Below are 17,555 nucleotides of genomic sequence, written 5' to 3' on the forward strand. Positions count from 1 at the left end.
GAACCGCTACAGCAGCGGCCGTGCGCGTGACAAGGTGGCGGCGGGCCGCCGTGGGGGCCTGGGTGCAGCGCTGGGCCACGGGCTGTGGGCCTTCGTGCGCTGCTACCTCATCAAGCGCGGCTTCCTCGACGGGCGACTTGGCCTGGTGCTTGCCATCTACCAGGCCGAAGGCACCTATTACCGCTATCTCAAGATGGGCCTGCTTGCGCGAGACGCCCTCAAACCCATTGAACCAATCTGAAAACACGAGATCAGGACACTTCATGCTGATGAACCGACGTCTCTTTGGAAGCACATTTGCCGCCGCCTCCGGCTTGGCCCTGGCGGGGCCTGCACTGGCGCAGTTCCGGGTCGAGATCTCCGGAGTGGGTGCCACCCAGGTGCCGATTGCGATCACCCGCTTCCGCGACGAGGACCGCACGACGCAGGTTCTCTCGGCCATCGTCCGGGCCGACCTGGAGCGCGCGGGCGTCTTCCGCGGCATCGACACCTCGGCCCAACTCGACGAGACCGCCCAGCCGCAGATGACCGATTGGCGCTCGCGTGGGGCCGACGCCCTGGTGGGTGGCTCGGTCACCCGGCTGGCCGATGGTCGCTTCGATGTGCGCTTCAAACTCTGGGACGTGGTCAAGGGCAAAGAGATCGGCGGCCAGAGCAATACCGTCGCGGGCTCCGACCTGCGCCTGGCGGCGCACCACATTGCCGACTACGTGTATGAAAAATTGACCGGTGAGAAGGGCGTTTTTTCCACCCGCATTGCCTACGTCACCCGCTCGGGCAGCCGCTACGCCCTGCGCGTGGCAGACGCCGACGGCGAGGCCGGCCAGGTGGCGCTGAACAGCCCCGAACCCATCATCTCGCCGGCCTGGTCACCCAACGGGCAGGAGCTGGCGTATGTGTCTTTCGAGGCACAGAAGGCCGTGGTCTATGCGCAGGAGGTGGCTTCGGGCCAGCGCCGCGTCATTGCCAATTTCCGCGGCTCCAACAGCGCGCCCGCCTGGTCGCCGGACGGCCAGACCCTGGTCGCCACGCTGAGCCGCGAAGGCGGCTCGCAGATCTTCGTGATGGGCCGCAACGGCGAGAACCCGCGCCGCGTGACCAGCAGCTCGTCCATCGACACCGAGGCGACCTTCGCACCCGACGGGCGTACGCTGTACTTCGTGAGTGACCGCAGCGGCGGCCCGCAGATCTACCGCGTGCCGGTGTCGGGCGGCCCGGTCGAGCGCATCAGCTTTACAGGCGACTACAACATCAGCCCGGCCTTGAGCCCGGATGGCCGCTATCTGGCCTACATTTCGCGCCAGAGCGGCGCCTTCAAGCTGTACGTGACGGAACTGGCCAAGGGCTCAACGCCCCAGGCCATCACCGACACGCGCGACGACGAAAGCCCCAGCTTCGCGCCCAATGGGCGCTTGATCATCTACGCCACGCGCAGCGGTGGCCGCGATGTGTTGATGACCACCACGCTCGATGGCAAGATCAAAGCGAAGCTGGTGTCCACCACGGCCGACGTGCGTGAGCCCATGTGGGGCCCGTACGGCCGCTGAACCTTTCCAACGTTGACAGGAGTACCAACATGATCACAACCCGAATCGCCACCGTGGGCCTGCTGGCCTGCGCATTCCTCGCTGGCTGCGCGTCCGACGTGAAGCTCGACGACAAGGCCGCACCGGTCGAGTCGCGCACACCAACGACCGGCAAGAGCGGCGCCACCACCGGCAGCAACTCGCCCACCAAGGTGGCCAGTGTCGACCTGACGCAGAACGCCTCGGCCAACCAGCTCGGCCGCGTGGTTTATTTCGACTACGACAGCTTTGTGATCAAGGACGAGTACCGCAACGTGGTCGAAGCGCAGGCCAAGCTGCTGTCCGGCGACCGCGCCAAGAAGCTGCAGGTCGAAGGCCATACCGACGAGCGCGGCGGAAGCGAGTACAACCTCGCGCTGGGCCAGAAGCGCGCCGAGTCGGTCACCAAGGCACTCAAGCTGCTGGGTGTGAACGACAACCAGGTCGAAGCGGTGAGCTTTGGCAAGGAGCGCCCGGCCGACCCTGGTCACGATGAAGCCGCGTGGGCCAAGAACCGCCGCGCCGAGCTGAACAACCGCTGAGATTGAAGGCCATGGCACTTTCGTTCGTCAGGAATGCGCGGCCTGCGGCGTGGCTGCTTGCTTCGATGCTGGCCGCTTCGTCCGCGCAGGCGGGCCTCTTCGACGACGATGAAGCGCGCAAGGCCATCCTCGACCTTCGAGCGCGGCTGGAGCAGGCCGACGCGCGCGCCAGAGCAGCCCAAGACGCCAACGCGCAGACGATCGAGCTGCTCAAGCGCAGCCTGCTCGATCTGAACAACCAGCTCGACCTGATCCGCGCCGACATGGCCAAGCTGCGCGGCCAGGAAGAGCAACTCACGCGCGACGTGGCCGAGCTCCAGCGCCAGCAAAAGGATGCTCAGCAGGGTGTTGAAGACCGCATCCGCAAGCTCGAGCCGCAGAAGGTTTCGGTGGATGGCAAGGAGTTCCTCGTCGACCCCGAAGAGCGGCGCCTGTATGACGAAAGCATGGCCACGCTGCGCAAGGGCGACTTTGCTGCCGCGTCCGCTGCGCTCTCTTCCTTCAAGCGGCGCTATCCGGCCAGCGGGTACAACACGTCGGTGTTGTTCTGGCTCGGCAATGCACAGTACGGCATGCGTGACTACAAGGAGGCGATGGCCTCTTTCCGCAGCCTCATCACCGGCGCGCCCGACCACCCGCGTGCACCCGAGGCACTGCTCTCCATCGCCAACTGCCAGATGGAGCTGAAAGACACCAAGGGCGCCAAGAAGACACTCGACGAGCTGCTCAAGACCTACCCCAAGTCCGAAGCGGCACAAGCGGGCAAGGAACGGCTGGCCTCCCTCAAGTAAGGCCGCGCGTGAACGCCTCGCTGGATCTGTTGGCCCCCGATCTCGAACGCCGCTTCGGCGGTTTGCGCCGCCTGTATGGCGAGGCCGGCTACCAGGCCGTGCGTTCGTCCCGCATCGGTGTGGTGGGCCTGGGCGGCGTGGGCTCCTGGGCGGTCGAGGCGCTGGCGCGCAGCGGTGTGGCTGAACTCACGCTGTTCGACATGGACCATGTCGCCGAGTCCAACATCAACCGCCAGGTGCAGGCCCTGGGCGCCACCATCGGCCAGTCCAAGGGCGTGGCACTGCGCGAGCGCATCGCCGACATCCACCCCGGTTGCGATGTGCAGCTGGTCGATGACTTCGTGAGCGCTGACAACTGGCCGGCCTGGCTCCCGCGCGAGATCGACGTGCTCATCGACGCCTGTGACCAGGTGCACGCCAAGGCGGCGATGGCGCAGTGGGCGCTGCAGAGCAAGCTTCCTTTCGTGAGCGTTGGCGCCGCAGGTGGCAAGCAGCGCGCGCAGGCGATCGAGATCGACGACCTCGCACGCGTCACGCACGACCCCTTGCTCGCTTCGCTGCGCCAGCGCTTGCGCAAGCAGCACGGTGCGGCAAGAACTGGCGATATGGGCGTGCGTTGCGTGTTCTCGCGCGAGCCGGTGTCGCCGCCGGCCGACGCCTGCGACACCGATGGCAGCCTCAATTGCCATGGTTACGGGTCGACTGTTGTAGTCACCGCAAGCTTTGGTTTCAATGCGGCCGGAGAAGCGCTACAATTTCTGCTTCGCCGATTTGGTTGAAGCAACCGTTCAGAAGCACGCTATAATCGTGGGCTTTACCGGGTTGTTAGCTCAGTCGGTAGAGCAGCGGACTTTTAATCCGTTGGTCGTGGGTTCGAGTCCCGCACAACCCACCAGAATTCGTTAGAGAAACAAGTTAGCGGGCTCCTAGCTCAGTTGGTAGAGCAGCGGACTCTTAATCCGTTGGTCGACAGTTCGAATCTGTCGGGGCCCACCAAGTTTCAGTGAACCAGCCCTTGGCGCGAAAGTGCCAAGGGCTTTTTCACGTCCGGGCGTTCCCTCGCAAACGCCCGAGATGCAGGGATTTCCCGGGGCTCATCGAATGGCTTCGTGAGGAAATGCCTCGCTCCCCAGGCTCTGAAGCAAATCTGTCACGAGCGTGCTAAAGCACGCTGGGTTCACGCCGACAACCCGGTGGATGCAAGCCAGCGGCGTGTGCCATAGGCGCCTTCGCTCGCGCATCTCGTCGGCAGTTCAGGGAAGAACAAGAAAAGCAGCGCGAGACAACACGCACAACACCACCCCAAGGTGGACGACGCGAGGACTGATATGAGCCAGACAGCCAAGGAATACGTGATCGACGATGCAGACCTGCTGGTGCTGATGGGCGATCAAGCGGGCAACTTCATGTACGCCAACCCGGCCTACCTCCGGGCCAGCGGCTACGAGTGGAGCGAGCTCAAGGGCACGCAGTCAGCCCGGATGCTTCACAAGGACAACCCGCCGCAGGTGATGAAGGACATGATCCTCACCATCCGCGGCAAGCAGCCCTGGACGGGGATCATCAAGAACCGCCGCAAGAACGGCGACTACTACTGGCTGCGCCTGAACATCTCGCCCGTCTTTGCGCCCAACGGCGCCTACGCCGGCAGCCTGATGGTGCACAGCAAGCCCGGCGCGGGCGAGGTGGCCCAGATCGAGCCGCTCTACAAGCGCATGCTCGACGGCAGCCACAAGAACCTGGTGTTGCGCCACGGCAAGGCTTTCACCGCCAACCCCTGGGGCAAGGCCATGCTGTGGATGCGCGAGACCGGCCTCAAGGGCCGCGTCTGGAGCGCCATGGCGGCGCTCAATGTCGTGGGCATCACCGGCCTGCTGGCCACCAACGGCCACTTGAACGAGCTCTCGTTCTGGGTGGCCGCCGGAAGCCTGACGGCGCTCACCGGCGTGATCGGCACCTACCTGCACCGCAGCGTGGTGTTGCCGCTGCGCGAGACGGCGCGCTTCGCCAACAAGATCGCCGCCGGTGACCTCGGCTCGCAGATGATCAGCAACCGCAGCGACGAGATCGGCGCGGTGATCCGTGCCCTGTCGCAGATGAACGTGAACATGCGCGCCACCGTGCTCGACGTGCGCGATGGCGCGAGCCTCATGAAGCGCGCCACCGCCGAGATCGCCACCGGCACACTCGACCTGTCGTCGCGCACCGAGAGCCAGGCCAGCAGCCTGCAGCAGACGGCGGCTTCGATGGAACAGATGAACGTCACGGTGCGCAACAACTCCGAGACGGCGCGCCAGGCCAGCCAGGTGGCGGCCACCGCCTGCACCGCGGCCGAGTCCGGCGGCAAGGTGATGGGCGAGATGATCGCCACCATGGAGGTGATCACCAAGTCGAGCAAGCAGATCTCCGAGATCATCGGTGTGATCGACAGCATCGCCTTCCAGACCAATATCCTCGCGCTGAACGCCGCCGTCGAAGCAGCGCGTGCCGGTGAACAGGGGCGCGGCTTTGCGGTGGTGGCGGCCGAGGTGCGCAGCCTGGCGCAGCGCAGCGCGCAGTCGGCCAAGGAGATCCGCACGCTGATCTCGCAGAGCGTGGACACGGTCGACGGCGGCTCCAAGCTCGTCAACTCGGCCGGCCAGCAGATCCAGGACGTGGTGCACCAGGTGCGCCGCGTGACCGAGCTCGTCAACCACATCGCCAGCGCGTCGAGCGAGCAATCGTCGGGCATCGGGCAGATCAATCAGGCGGTGGTCACGCTCGACCACATGACGCAGCAGAATGCCGCGCTCGTGGAAGAGAGCACAGCCTCGGCCGAAAGCCTGCGCGAGCAGGCGGTGCGGCTGGTCGACGTGATGGGCGTGTTCAAGCTGTCGCAGAAGGAAACGGTGGCGATGTACAACGCGACCGACGCCGCGGTGGCCGAGGCGGCACGCGTCAGGAACGCGCGAGACGCTGGCCTGAAGGGCTGACTCTCCGGAGCGCTATCCGAGCAAAGGCCCAGGGTGAACGCCCGGGCTTCTTTATTTGGGGCGTGCAAGCCCACGACGGAATGAGCGTCGCTGTCTGTGCGTAGACTCTGGAGCCGGTACCTCCAGCCTGCTGCCCAGCGAGTCGACCATGAACAAACTTCATCTGTCTGCCAGCCTGCTTGCCGCCTGCCTCCTGTCGGCCTGCACCACCGCGTATGGCCCGCGGTCCCTGACGGAAGGCACGAGCCTCACCGCCACCCGCGAGAAGATGGGGCCGCCGACCAGCGAGACGCCGCTGCCGGACGGCGGCCGCCGCGTCGAGTACGCGCGTGGGCCGATGGGCAAGCACACCTACATGCTGTACTTCGATGCGAACAACAGCTTGCAGAGGTGGGAGCAGGTGCTCGACGAAAACCACTTCAACACCATCCGCAGCGGCATGACCGCTGCCGAGGTGCACGCCATCATCGGGCACTCCACCAACAAGTACACCACCGGCTGGACCAAGCAGGTCGTCTGGACCTATCGCTTCGAGACCCCCTTCTGCATCTGGTTCCAGGTCGGCATGGACATGACCGAGAGCACCGTGATCGACACCGCCTACGGCCCCGACCCGATGTGCGAGGGCCGGGACAACTTCAGGCTCTGACCCCATGGCCATCACCCTCTACGGCATCCCCAACTGCGACACCGTCAAGAAGGCGCGTGCCTGGCTGGCCGAGCGCCAGGCCGAGGTGGCGTGGCATGACTTCAAGAAACAGGGCGTGCCCGAGCCGGCGCTCGACGGCTGGCTGAAAGCCGTCGGCTGGGAGAAGCTCGTCAACCGCCAGGGCACGACCTGGCGCAAGCTCGATGCCGACGTGCAGGCCGGCGTGACCGACGCCGTTTCGGCCCGCCGGCTGATGCTCGATCAGCCGAGCGTCATCAAGCGCCCGGTGGTGCGCTGGGCCGACGGCACCGTGACCGTCGGCTTCAGCGAGGCGCTGTTCTCACAACACCTCGGCTGAGCGCACTCAGGCGAGGAGCTGCCGAAGCACGAACGGCAGGATGCCGCCGTGCTTGTAGTAATCGACCTCGATCGGCGTGTCGATGCGCAGCGTGACGCGCACGTCGCGCGTGCTGCCGTCCTTGCCGTGGATCACGAGCGTGGCGTCCTGCTGGTGCTTGAGCTCGGTGCCCAGCAGCACGTCGAAGGTCTCGTCGCCGGTGAGGCCCAGCGTCTGCCACGAGTCGGTGCCCTTGAACTGCAGCGGCAGCACGCCCATGCCCACCAGGTTGGCGCGGTGGATGCGCTCGTAGCTGCGCGCCACCACGGCCTTGATGCCCAGCAGGGCCGTGCCCTTGGCGGCCCAGTCGCGTGAGGAACCGGTGCCGTATTCCTCGCCGGCGAAGATGATGGTCGGCGTGTTGGCCGCCATGTACTTCATGGCGGCGTCGTAGATGAACATCTTCTCGTTGCCGGGCTGGTACAGCGTCACGCCGCCTTCCTCGCGGCTGCCGTCGGCCGCGGCCGGAATCATCAGGTTCTTGATGCGCACGTTGGCGAAGGTGCCGCGCACCATCACGTCGTGGTGGCCGCGGCGCGAGCCGTAGGAGTTGAAGTCGGCCTTCTGCACGCCGTGCGCCTTGAGCCACTGGCCGGCGGGCGACTGCTCCTTGATCGAGCCGGCCGGCGAGATGTGGTCGGTGGTGATCGAGTCGCCGAAGAGCGCCATGGCGCGCGCACCCTTCACGCCGGCATCGGCCAAGCCGGGCTCCATGTGGAAGTTGTCGAAGAAGGGCGGCTTGGCGATGTAGGTGCTCTTGGGCCAGGTGTAGGTCTCGCCCTTCACGCCCTCGATGTTTTCCCACAGCTTGCCGGGCTGCGTCTTGACCTGCGCGTAGTTGTCGCGGAAGGCCTTGCCGTTCATCGCGAGCTTGACGAGCTTGTAGATCTCGTCGGTGGTGGGCCAGATGTCGCCCAGGTAGATGTCGCGCCCCCCCTTGCCCTTGCCCACGGGTTCGGTCATCAGGTCCTTGTTGGCGTTGCCCGCGATGGCATAGGCCACCACCAGCGGCGGGCTGGCCAGGAAGTTGGCCTTCAGGTTGGGGTGGATGCGCGCCTCGAAGTTGCGGTTGCCCGAGAGCACGGCGGCGCAGATGAGGTCGTTCTTCGTGATCACCTCGTTGAGCTCGGCCGTCAGGTCGCCGGCGTTGCCGATGCAGGTGGTGCAGCCGTAGCCGGCCAGCGTGAAGCCGAGCTTGTCCAGGTATTGCGTGAGGCCGGCCTTGTCGAGGTACTCGGTCACCACGCGCGAGCCGGGGGCGAGCGAGGTCTTGATGTGCGGCTTGACCTTGAGCCCGGCCTCCACCGCCTTCTTGGCCAGCAGGCCGGCGGCGATCAGCACCGCCGGGTTGGAGGTGTTGGTGCACGAGGTGATGGCGGCGATGAGCACGTCGCCGTTGCGCACCTCGATGCCGCTCTGGGTGGTGTAGACCTGGTGCAGCTTCTCGGCCGGCTGGTTGAAGCCGTTGGCCGAGACGGGCTTGCTGAAGAGCTCGGTGAACTCGCTCTTCATCTTGCCCAGCTCGATGCGGTCTTGCGGGCGCTTCGGGCCGGCCAGCGAGGGCGTGACGGTGGAGAGGTCGAGCGAGACTTCCTTCGAGTAGTGGATGTCGCCCGACTTGGGCATGCCGAACATCTTCTGCGCCCGGAAGTAGGCCTCGAATGCCTCGATCTCGGCCTTGGTGCGCCCGGTGCCCACGAAGTACTCGATGGTCTTCTCGTCGACCGGGAAGAAGCCCATGGTCGCGCCGTACTCGGGCGCCATGTTGCCGATGGTGGCGCGGTCGGGCAGCGAGAGCGACGCCGTGCCGGCGCCGAAGAACTCGACGAACTTGCCCACCACCTTCTCCTTGCGCAGGATCTCGGTCACGGTGAGCACCAGGTCGGTGGCCGTCACGCCGGGGCGCAGCTGGCCGGTGAGCTCGAAGCCCACCACGTCGGGCGTCAGGAAGTACACCGGCTGGCCCAGCATGCCGGCCTCGGCCTCGATGCCGCCCACGCCCCAGGCCACCACGCCGATGCCGTTGATCATGGTGGTGTGGCTGTCGGTGCCCACCAGCGAATCAGGGTAGTAGGTGCCGTTCTTGTTGTGCACGCCGCGCGCCAGGTACTCCAGGTTCACCTGGTGCACGATGCCGAAGCCCGGGGGCACCACGCCGAAGGTCTCGAAGGCCTGCATGCCCCACTTCATGAACTGGTAGCGCTCGTTGTTGCGCTCGAACTCCAGCTTCATGTTGAGGTCGATGGCGTTCTTGGTGCCGTAATGGTCGACCATCACCGAGTGGTCGACGACCAGGTCGACCGGCACCAGCGGCTCGATGGTGCGCGGGTTCTTGCCCATGGCCACGGCCACGTTGCGCATGGCGGCCAGGTCGGCCAGCAGCGGCACGCCGGTGAAGTCTTGCAGCACCACGCGGGCCACCACGAAGGGGATCTCGTCGACCCGCTCCGCCGTGGGCGACCAGTTCGCCAGGCGTTCCACGTGCTCGGCGGTGATCTTGTTGCCGTCGCAGTTGCGCAGCACCGACTCCAGCACGATGCGCATGGAGATCGGCAGCTTGTTGACGTTGGGGTACTTCTTGGCCAGCTCGGGCAGCGAGAAGTAGCTGCCACTCTTGCCCGAAGGGGTCTTGAAGGTCTTGAGGGTGCTGGCGAAAGCGTGGTCGGCGGGCTTCTTGGCTGCGTTCATCGGGCTCTCCTGGAAGGTAAGCGGGCATTGTGCAGCGCGCCACGCGGCCAAGACAAATGACGGGGGAATCGTGAACGAAGCCCGGCAAGCGCGGGCATTCCAGGGGTTGCGGCCGCAGTGATCTGGCTAGACTGAGACTTGTAACTGCCACTTGCACCCCCTCCGCGCATGGCGATTCGCCGCTCCTTGCCGCTTTCCCTGCCCGCCGGCGCGTGGACGGCCTTGCTGGAGGCCAGCACCGAACTGCTTGCCTTGCTGGACGAGCGCGGCAGCGTCCTGTGGGCCAACCCTGCGATGTCGAAGGCTGCCGACACGCTCGGCCAGGGGCTCGCCGTGGCGCTCGGGGTGCAAGAAGGGCACCTGCAACAGCTGGCCGACGCCCTGGCCGCCCACCAGCCCCTGCACCTGGCCGAGCTCTCCTGGCGAGACGCCGCCGGCACCGCGCGCAGCGCCGACGCCAGCCTGAGGCCGCTGCGCGAAGAAGAACGGCTCGGTGACGCTCGCTGGCTCTGGACGATGCGCGACACCACCGAACTCACCCGCCTGCAGGCCGAAGCGGCGCGTGCCGTCGAGCGCCTGGAGCGCGCCCAGGAGTTCGGCCGCCTCGGCCTGTTCGAGCGTGAGTTGCCCATGGGCGTTGGTCATTGGGACGCCAACATGTTCCGCATGTGGAACCTCGACCCGGCGAAGGGCGCGCCGGACTTCGACACCTTCGTGGCGCGCATCCACCGCGACGACCGGCCGGGCGTGGACTACCGCCAGGCCGCCAGGACGCCCGGCAAGTACGCCAAGCGATACCGGATCATCGGGCCCCAGCCCGGACAGTGGCGGCACGTGCACGCGCAGTGGGAGGTGAAGGCCGGCCCGGATGGCGTGCCCCACGTCATCACCGGCGTGATGGTCGACGACACCGAGGTCTACGAGCTGGCCGAGTCGTTCAACACGACGAGCGCGCAGCTCAAGCTGGCCGTCGACCTGGGCAACATCGCCATCTGGCGCCACGACCTGCGCACCAACCGCATCCACTACAACGACAAGGCCTTCGAGGTGATCGGCATCCAGCCGCGGTCCGAGGGCCTCTCCCTCGACGAGGTGCGTGCGCTGATCCACCCGGACGACATTCCGCGCGTGGTCGCCACGGCCGCCGAATCGCTGAACTCCGACCGCCCCGTGGACATGGAGGCGCGCTACCGGCGCACCGACGGCAGCTACCGCTACGTGCTCACCCGTCGCGTGGTGCGGCGCAACGCCGATGGCGAGCCCATCGAGTTCGTGGGCGTGGCGCTCGACGTCACCGAACAGGTGTCGGAAGCCCGGCGCGCGCAGGAGCTGGCCCGCCGGCTCGAAGTGGCGGCGTCGGCTGCGGGCCTGGGCATCTGGAGCCGCGAGCCGGGCCGCGAGCGCGGCGAATGGAACGCGCAGATGTTCGAGATGATCGGCCGGCCGGTGTCGCGCGGCGTGCCGCGTCGCGCCGAATGGCTCGACGAGGTGATCCACCCCGACGACCGCGAGCGCATGCGCAGCGCGCACGCCGAGCTGCGCGCCACCGAAGACGTGACCGTCGAGCACGAGTACCGCATCGTGCGGCCCGATGGCGAGGTGCGCTGGCTGGTGAGCCGGGCGCGCAACGAGAAGCGAGAGTCGGGGCCGGTGCAGTTCGGCATCGCCATCGACGTGACCGAGCGCCAGGAGAAGCTCGTCGCCCAGCGCGAGAGCCAGGCCAAGTCGGAGTTCCTCGCGCGCATGAGCCACGAGCTGCGCACGCCGCTGAACGCGGTGCTCGGCTTCGCGCAGCTGCTGCGGCTGGAGCCTGCACTGGCCGCTTCGGCCTCGCAGGAGAAGCTGCGCCACATCCTGTCGGCCGGCGAACACCTGCTCTCGCTCATCAACGACGTGCTCGATCTGTCGAGCCTCGAGAGCGGCGAAGTCAAGCTCGACCTGCGCCCGGTGCGCCTGGCCGAGGTGCTGCAGGAGGCCCACGCACTGGTGGAGCCGGCGGCCCGTGAAGCGGGTGTGCGCATCGAGGTCGACCCCACCGAGGCCATCGTGCGGGCCGATCGCATCCGCGCCCGCCAGGTGGTGATCAACCTGCTGAGCAATGCGGTCAAGTACAACAGCGCGCGCGGACGGGTTCACGTCAGCGTGCGTGACGCCGGCGACGCGACCGTGCTCACAGTCGCCGACACCGGGCGCGGGATGACGCGCCAGCAGATGGCGCACCTGTTCGAGCCCTTCAACCGCCTGGGGCTGGAGCGTGAAGCCATCGAAGGGGCCGGGGTGGGGCTGTCGGTCGTGAAGGCGCTGGTCGAGCGCATGGGCGGGTCGGTGCGGGTGGAGAGCACGCCGGGGGTCGGCTCGCGCTTCGAGGTGCATCTGCCGCGGCACACCGGGCCGGTCGAGGCCGACGAAGTCTCTCCCCACGTGGATGCGGCTCCCGCGCCGTCGCCGGCCCGCAAGGACCGCCAAGGCCGCCTGCTCTACATCGAAGACAACCCGGTCAATGCCTTGCTGGTGGAAGAGATGGTTCGCCAGCACGCCGGCCTGCAGATCGAGTCGGTGGCCAGCGGCCTGGGCGGCGTGGCGCGCGCGCAGGAGTTCCAGCCCGACCTGATCCTGGTCGACATGCAGCTGCCCGACGTCAACGGCTACGAAGTGCTGAGCCGGCTGCGCGCGCAGCCGTCCACGGCCGGCATCCGCTGCATCGCGCTGTCGGCCAATGCCATGCCCGAAGACGTGGCCCGCGCCACCGCGGCCGGCTTTGCCGAGTACTGGACGAAGCCGATCCACCTGGCCACCTTCATCGCTGCGCTGGATCGCCTCTTTCCCGCCTGATCTGCAGCATGAGCTGCGGCGTGAAATAGTGCGCAGGGCAGGGCCCGCGCCTGGGGGCCGCCAGGCGCCATTGGAGTGCCCACGCCGGCTTCCAAGCCGCGGAATAGTGCAGGAATCGCCCCCCTATTGAGCGCAACGCCGGCAGGGCCCCCGCCCACAATCAGGCAGAGCCAATCTGCCCCACGTTCCCCCATGAAAAAGTCGACGACAGCGAAGCCCTCGGCCGCGGCGACCCGCCCGGCTGCGCCCGCCGTGCCGGGGCCGGAGCGCGAGCTGGCGCTGGCCCGCTCGGGGAGCATGGGCTTGAGCGACCTGATGAACCACGCGCAGCTGCTGGCCCAGTCCGGCCGCGCACAAGACGCCGCCGCGCTGTACGAAGCCTGGATCGCCCACACCGTCTCGCCCCTGCAGCACGTGGCCTGCTTCAACTGGGGCACGGTGCTGGGAACGCTCGGCCGCAATGCCGAGGCCGAGCGCGCCTACCAGCGCGCGCTGGCGCTCAACCCCGACTTCATGCAGGCGCGACTCAACCTCGGCCACCAGCTGGAGCGCCAGGGCCGGCCCGACGAGGCCCTCGCCCAGTGGCAGATGGTGGTCGACCGCCCCGATGCCGGCGACGAGCTCTACCTGCACGCCATGAACAACCTGGCGCGGCTGCACGAGCAGCAGCGCAACTACGACGCCGCCGAGCGCTGCATGCGCGCCAGCCTGGAACGCAAGCCGGCGCAGAACGACGTGCTGCAGCACTACGTGCACCTGCGCCAGAAGAAGTGCGCCTGGCCGGTCTACCAGCCGGTGGGCGCCGTCACGCAGAACCAGCTGCTGCTGGGCACCTCGGTGCTGGCCATGCTGGGCGCGACCGACGACCCGGCCCTGCAGCTGCTCGCCGCGCAGCGCTTCGTCTACGAACGCACGCCCAAGCCGCCAGCCGAGCCCTTCCACAAGGGCGGGCCCAGGCGCGAAGGCAAGATCCGCATCGGCTACCTCTCGGGCGACCTGCACATGCACGCCGTGGGCCTGCTCTCGGTGGAACTGCTGGAGCTGCACGACCGCGAGCGCTTCGAGGTCTACGCCTTCTCGTGGAGCCGTGACGATGGCACGCCGCTGCGCGCGCGCATCCGCAAGGCCATCGACCACTACGTCCCCATTGGCGGGCTCGACGACACCACCGCCGCGCGCGTGATCGCTCAAGCCGGCATCGACATCCTGGTCGACCTGCAAGGCCTCACCAGCGGCGCACGCCCGGCGATCGTGGGCATGCGCCCGGCGCCCATCCAGGTGAGCTACCTCGGCCTGCCCGGCACCTGCGCGCTGCCCGGGGTCGACTGGATCCTGGCCGACCGCTTCGTCATGCCCGAGGCCCTGCAGCCGTACATGACCGAGAAGCCCATCTATGTGCCGCACTGCTACCAGGTGAGCGACCGCCAGCGCGACGTCGGGTCCACCCCGAAGCGCGCCGACTACGGCCTGCCCGAAGACGCCTTCGTGTTCTGCTCCTTCAACAACACCTTCAAGTTCACCGAAGACGTGTTCAAGAGCTGGATGCGCATCCTCCAGCAGGTGCCCGGCAGCGTGCTGTGGCTGCTCGCCGACAACGAATGGGCGCTGGAGAACATGCGCCGCGAGGCGGATGCCCACGGCATCGGCCGCGAGCGCCTGATCCTTGCGCCGCGCGTGGCGCCGCCCGAGTACCTGGCGCGCTTCCAGCTGGCCGACCTGATGCTCGACACCTTCCCGTACAACGCCGGCACCACCGCCAGCGATGCGCTGTGGATGGGCCTGCCCATCGTCACGTATTCGGGGCGGACCTACATCTCGCGCATGGCCGGCAGCCTGCTCACCAACGTGGGCCTGCCCGACCTCGTGACCTTCTCGCTGGCCGACTACGAGCGCCTGGCCGTGCAACTGGGCAACAACCCGCTGCGCGTGGCCTCGTACAAGCGCTACCTGGCCGAGCATGGGCGTGAATCCAAGCTCTTCGATGTGCCCGGCCTGGTGCGCGACATCGAGACCGAGTTCGAACGCCTGGCGCTGGAGCACCGGGCCTAACCCAGCATGAGTGCACGCCAGGAGCCCTTCATGAACGCTGCAGACCCCGGTCTGCACGCGAGTGACGCGCTGCTGCAGGCCATCGTCTGGCTGAGCCGCCACCACGGGCGCGAGCGCTCGGCCGAGTCCCTCCTGTCCGGCACGCCGCTCGACGGCGCGCTCGGCCCCGACCAGGCCGTGCGCGTCATGCGCGAAGCCGGCTTCAACGCCGGGCTGATCCAGCGCAAGATCTCCGACATCCACGCGCTGCTGCTGCCGGCCGTGCTGCTGCTCAAGAACGGCGACTGCGCCATCGTCGTCGCGCGCCACGCGGCCAAGAAGGGCGCCGACACCTACGACGTGGTGATGCCCGGCCCCGAGAGCCACAGCTGCAAGGCCACCGAGGCCGAGCTGTCGGGCGAGTACACCGGCTTCGCCTTCGTGGCCTCGCCCAAGGCGCAGATGCCGGCCAGCACGCAGCACGAGATCCTGATCGACCCCAACCGCCACTGGCTGTGGGGCACGCTGCGGCGCTTCATCCCGTACTACCGCTCGGCGCTGCTGGCCGCGCTGCTCAGCAACGTGCTGATGCTCGCCAGTGGCTTGGTCACGTCCGTCATCTTCGACAAGGTGATCCCGCACCAGGCCTTCGTCACGCTGTGGGCGCTGGCCACCGGCGGGCTGATCGCGATGCTGTTCGACCTGGTCTCGCGCCAGCTGCGCACGCACCTGATCGACACCGCCGGCAAGAAGGCCGACCTCATCATCGGCTCGCTGCTGTTTCGCCAGACGCTCGGTGTGCGCATGGAGCACCGCCCCGAATCGGCCGGCTCCTACGCCCACCACCTGGCCCAGGTGGAGGTGGTGCGCGACTTCTTCGCCGGGGCCACGCTGTCGGCGGTGAGCGACCTGCCGTTCATCATCATCTTCGTGGCCATGACCTTCATCATCGGCGGGCCGCTGGGCTGGGTGCTGGTGGCGGCGATCCCCATCATCCTGGGCCTGGCCGTGCTGATCCAGGGTTCGCTGCGCCGCTCGATGAGCGCCAACATGGCCCACCAGGCCGACCTGCAGGGCCTGCTGGTCGAAGCGGTCGAAGGCCTGGAAGACCTCAAGGCCGCCGGCGCGCAGGGCCGCTTCCTGCGCCGCTACGAAGACGCCACCGCCGCCGCCGCCGAATCGGCGCTGCGCGCGCGCAACCTGGGCGGGCTCACCAACAACATCTCGGCCATGGCGCAGCAGCTCGTCACGCTGGTGATCCTGGTGGTGGGCGTGTACCTCATCTCCGACAACGTCATCACCGGCGGGGCGCTCATCGGCGCCATCATGTTCGCCGGCCGCGCCGTCGGGCCGCTGGGCAGCGTGGTCGGCCTGGCCACCCGCTACCAGGGCGCACGCGCGGCCATGGTCTCGCTCGACCAGATGATGAAGAAGCCGCTCGAGCGCACCCCCGGCGCCAGCTACGTGGCCAACCACGAGATCAAGGGCCGCCTCGGCCTGCACGACGTGGGCTTCTCCTACCCGCCCACCGAAGAAGGCGCCGCAGCGCCCAAGGTGCTCAAGGGCATCAAGCTCAAGTTCGAGCCGGGCGAGCGCGTGGTCATCCTCGGGCGCATCGGCAGCGGCAAGTCGACCGTGCTGCGCCTGCTGGCTGGCTTGTACCAACCGACAGAAGGCATGGTCGACGTCGACGGCATCGACCTGCGCCAGATCGACCCGGCCGACTTCCGCGCCAAGGTGGGCTTCGTGTCGCAGGAGCCGCGCCTCTTCAAGGGCACGCTGCGCGAGAACGTGCTGCTCGGCCGCGCCTCGGTCGATGCCTCGCGCCTGACCGAAGTGGCCCGCGTGACCGGGCTCGACCGCGTGATCGCCGCCCACCCGCAAGGCTGGGAGCTGCCCGTGGGCGAGATGGGCGGCCTGCTCTCGGGCGGCCAGCGCCAGCTGGTGGCGCTCGCGCGCTGCCTGGTGACGCAGCCGCAGATCCTGCTGATGGACGAGCCCACGAGCTCGATGGACGCCCAGTCCGAAACCCTCTTCGTGCGCCAGCTCAACGAGGCGCTGGGCACGCGCACGGTGGTCATGGTCACGCACCGCCCGGCCGTGCTCGAACTGGCGAACCGGGTGGTGGTGGTCGATGGCGGCAAGGTCATCCTCGACGGGCCGAAGGCCCAGGTGCTGGCGGCGCTCTCGGGTGCCAAGCCCGCGGCCACAGCCACGCCTGAGGCCAATGCCTCGCCCAACGTGCACCTGCACCCGAGCACGCAGCCGGTGCAACGCCAGGCTTCGGTCTGACAGATGAGCTGACATGAAACAACCCCCACGTCGCTTCGCTCCTGCCCCCCAAGGGGGTTGTCAGTGGCTTCGGGCGGCCGGGCGCCACTGACATGACCTTCTGGAAGCGCAAATCCAAAGACCCCGCCCGCGGCGACATGGCCTACATGGCCGACGTGCGCGCCGCCATGGTGGTCGAAGCCACACCCGGCACCACCTGGGTGCTGTACCTGATGGCGCTGATCCTCATCGCCGCCATCACCTGGGCCTCCATCGCACGCGTGGATGAGGTCACCCGCGCCGATGCCCGCGTGATCCCCGATGGCAAGGAACAGGTCATCGCCAGCCTCGAAGGCGGCATCCTGCGCGAGCTGCATGTGCGTGAAGGCCAGACCGTGTACGAAGGGCAGGAGCTGGCCCAGCTCGACCCCACGCGTTTCGAGTCGCAGCAGAACGAAGGCCAGGCCAAGCGCCTGGCCCTGATGGCCACCACGGCCCGCCTGAACGCCGAAGCCAACGGCCGCGCGCTCGCCTTCCCCAAGGAGGTGGCGGAGCACGACGCCATCGTCGAGGCCGAGACCGATGCCTTCAACGCCCGCCGCCGCGCGCTCGACGAAGCGCTGCAGACCAACTCGCGCAACGTCACTCTGCTGATGAAGGAGCTGGGCGTGGCCGAGGCCATGTCGTCCAAGGGCCTGATGAGCGAGGTGGAGGTGATGCGCCTGCGCCGCCAGGTCAACGACCTGCAGCTGCAAAGCCGCGAGCGCATCAACAAGTTCCGCCAGGACGCCAGCACCGACCTCGTGCGCGTGCAGACCGA

Annotated in this window: 11 protein-coding genes, 2 tRNA genes and 2 pseudogenes; 14 read left to right on the forward strand and 1 reads right to left on the reverse strand. The window is 67.6% G+C overall.

The window, feature by feature from the left end; all coding sequences use genetic code 11:
• The 10 genes and pseudogenes from VFL64_RS13415 to VFL64_RS13460 all read left to right on the forward strand — a co-directional run.
• A pseudogene (locus tag VFL64_RS13415) lies at positions 1 to 241 on the forward strand (glycosyltransferase family 2 protein); the annotation flags it as partial.
• 28 nt (positions 242 to 269) lie between these two features.
• Positions 270 to 1,547: a Tol-Pal system beta propeller repeat protein TolB gene (gene tolB / locus VFL64_RS13420; RefSeq protein ID WP_489540884.1), complete on the forward strand. Its 1,278-nt coding sequence runs from the start codon at positions 270 to 272 to the stop codon at positions 1,545 to 1,547.
• Positions 1,548 to 1,576: 29 nt separating this feature from the next.
• Positions 1,577 to 2,107, forward strand: coding sequence for a peptidoglycan-associated lipoprotein Pal (pal, locus tag VFL64_RS13425; RefSeq protein ID WP_489540885.1), 531 nt, complete (start codon positions 1,577 to 1,579; stop codon positions 2,105 to 2,107).
• Between the two features lie 11 nt (positions 2,108 to 2,118).
• Positions 2,119 to 2,898, forward strand: a complete 780-nt coding sequence (gene ybgF / locus VFL64_RS13430) for a tol-pal system protein YbgF (protein WP_489540886.1) — start codon at positions 2,119 to 2,121, stop codon at positions 2,896 to 2,898.
• Positions 2,899 to 2,906: 8 nt separating this feature from the next.
• Positions 2,907 to 3,677 (forward strand): tRNA threonylcarbamoyladenosine dehydratase, encoded by a 771-nt coding sequence (locus VFL64_RS13435; protein WP_489540887.1) that lies wholly within the window; start codon positions 2,907 to 2,909, stop codon positions 3,675 to 3,677.
• Positions 3,678 to 3,717: 40 nt separating this feature from the next.
• Positions 3,718 to 3,793 (forward strand) — tRNA-Lys (locus VFL64_RS13440).
• A gap of 25 nt (positions 3,794 to 3,818) precedes the next feature.
• Positions 3,819 to 3,894: transfer RNA gene (locus VFL64_RS13445), tRNA-Lys, on the forward strand.
• Positions 3,895 to 4,226: 332 nt separating this feature from the next.
• On the forward strand, positions 4,227 to 5,870 hold the full coding sequence (locus VFL64_RS13450) for a methyl-accepting chemotaxis protein (protein ID WP_489540888.1): 1,644 nt from the start codon (positions 4,227 to 4,229) through the stop codon (positions 5,868 to 5,870).
• 148 nt (positions 5,871 to 6,018) lie between these two features.
• Positions 6,019 to 6,519 carry a hypothetical protein gene (locus VFL64_RS13455; protein ID WP_489540889.1) on the forward strand — a complete coding sequence of 167 codons (501 nt, stop codon included), beginning with the start codon at positions 6,019 to 6,021 and terminating at the stop codon, positions 6,517 to 6,519.
• 4 nt (positions 6,520 to 6,523) lie between these two features.
• The gene (locus tag VFL64_RS13460; protein WP_489540890.1) at positions 6,524 to 6,877 is read left to right on the forward strand and encodes an ArsC family reductase; all 354 of its coding nucleotides are present in this window, start codon (positions 6,524 to 6,526) and stop codon (positions 6,875 to 6,877) included.
• A gap of 6 nt (positions 6,878 to 6,883) precedes the next feature.
• On the opposite strand, the gene acnA is transcribed toward VFL64_RS13460, so the two are convergent.
• Positions 6,884 to 9,604 (reverse strand): aconitate hydratase AcnA, encoded by a 2,721-nt coding sequence (gene acnA / locus VFL64_RS13465; protein ID WP_489540891.1) that lies wholly within the window; start codon positions 9,602 to 9,604, stop codon positions 6,884 to 6,886.
• Between the two features lie 168 nt (positions 9,605 to 9,772).
• Between acnA and VFL64_RS13470 the strand changes: the two genes are divergently transcribed.
• The 4 genes and pseudogenes from VFL64_RS13470 to VFL64_RS13485 all read left to right on the forward strand — a co-directional run.
• Positions 9,773 to 12,436, forward strand: coding sequence for a hybrid sensor histidine kinase/response regulator (locus tag VFL64_RS13470; protein WP_489540892.1), 2,664 nt, complete (start codon positions 9,773 to 9,775; stop codon positions 12,434 to 12,436).
• 192 nt (positions 12,437 to 12,628) lie between these two features.
• Entirely contained in the window at positions 12,629 to 14,485 is a 1,857-nt protein-coding gene (locus VFL64_RS13475; protein ID WP_489540893.1) for an O-linked N-acetylglucosamine transferase, SPINDLY family protein, read from the forward strand.
• Between the two features lie 30 nt (positions 14,486 to 14,515).
• Positions 14,516 to 16,756 (forward strand): type I secretion system permease/ATPase, encoded by a 2,241-nt coding sequence (locus tag VFL64_RS13480; protein ID WP_489540894.1) that lies wholly within the window; start codon positions 14,516 to 14,518, stop codon positions 16,754 to 16,756.
• Between the two features lie 92 nt (positions 16,757 to 16,848).
• Positions 16,849 to 17,555 (forward strand): annotated as a pseudogene (locus VFL64_RS13485) (hypothetical protein); the annotation flags it as partial.

The organism is Rhizobacter sp., assembly GCF_035702065.1.
Classification (GTDB): domain Bacteria; phylum Pseudomonadota; class Gammaproteobacteria; order Burkholderiales; family Burkholderiaceae_C; genus Rhizobacter.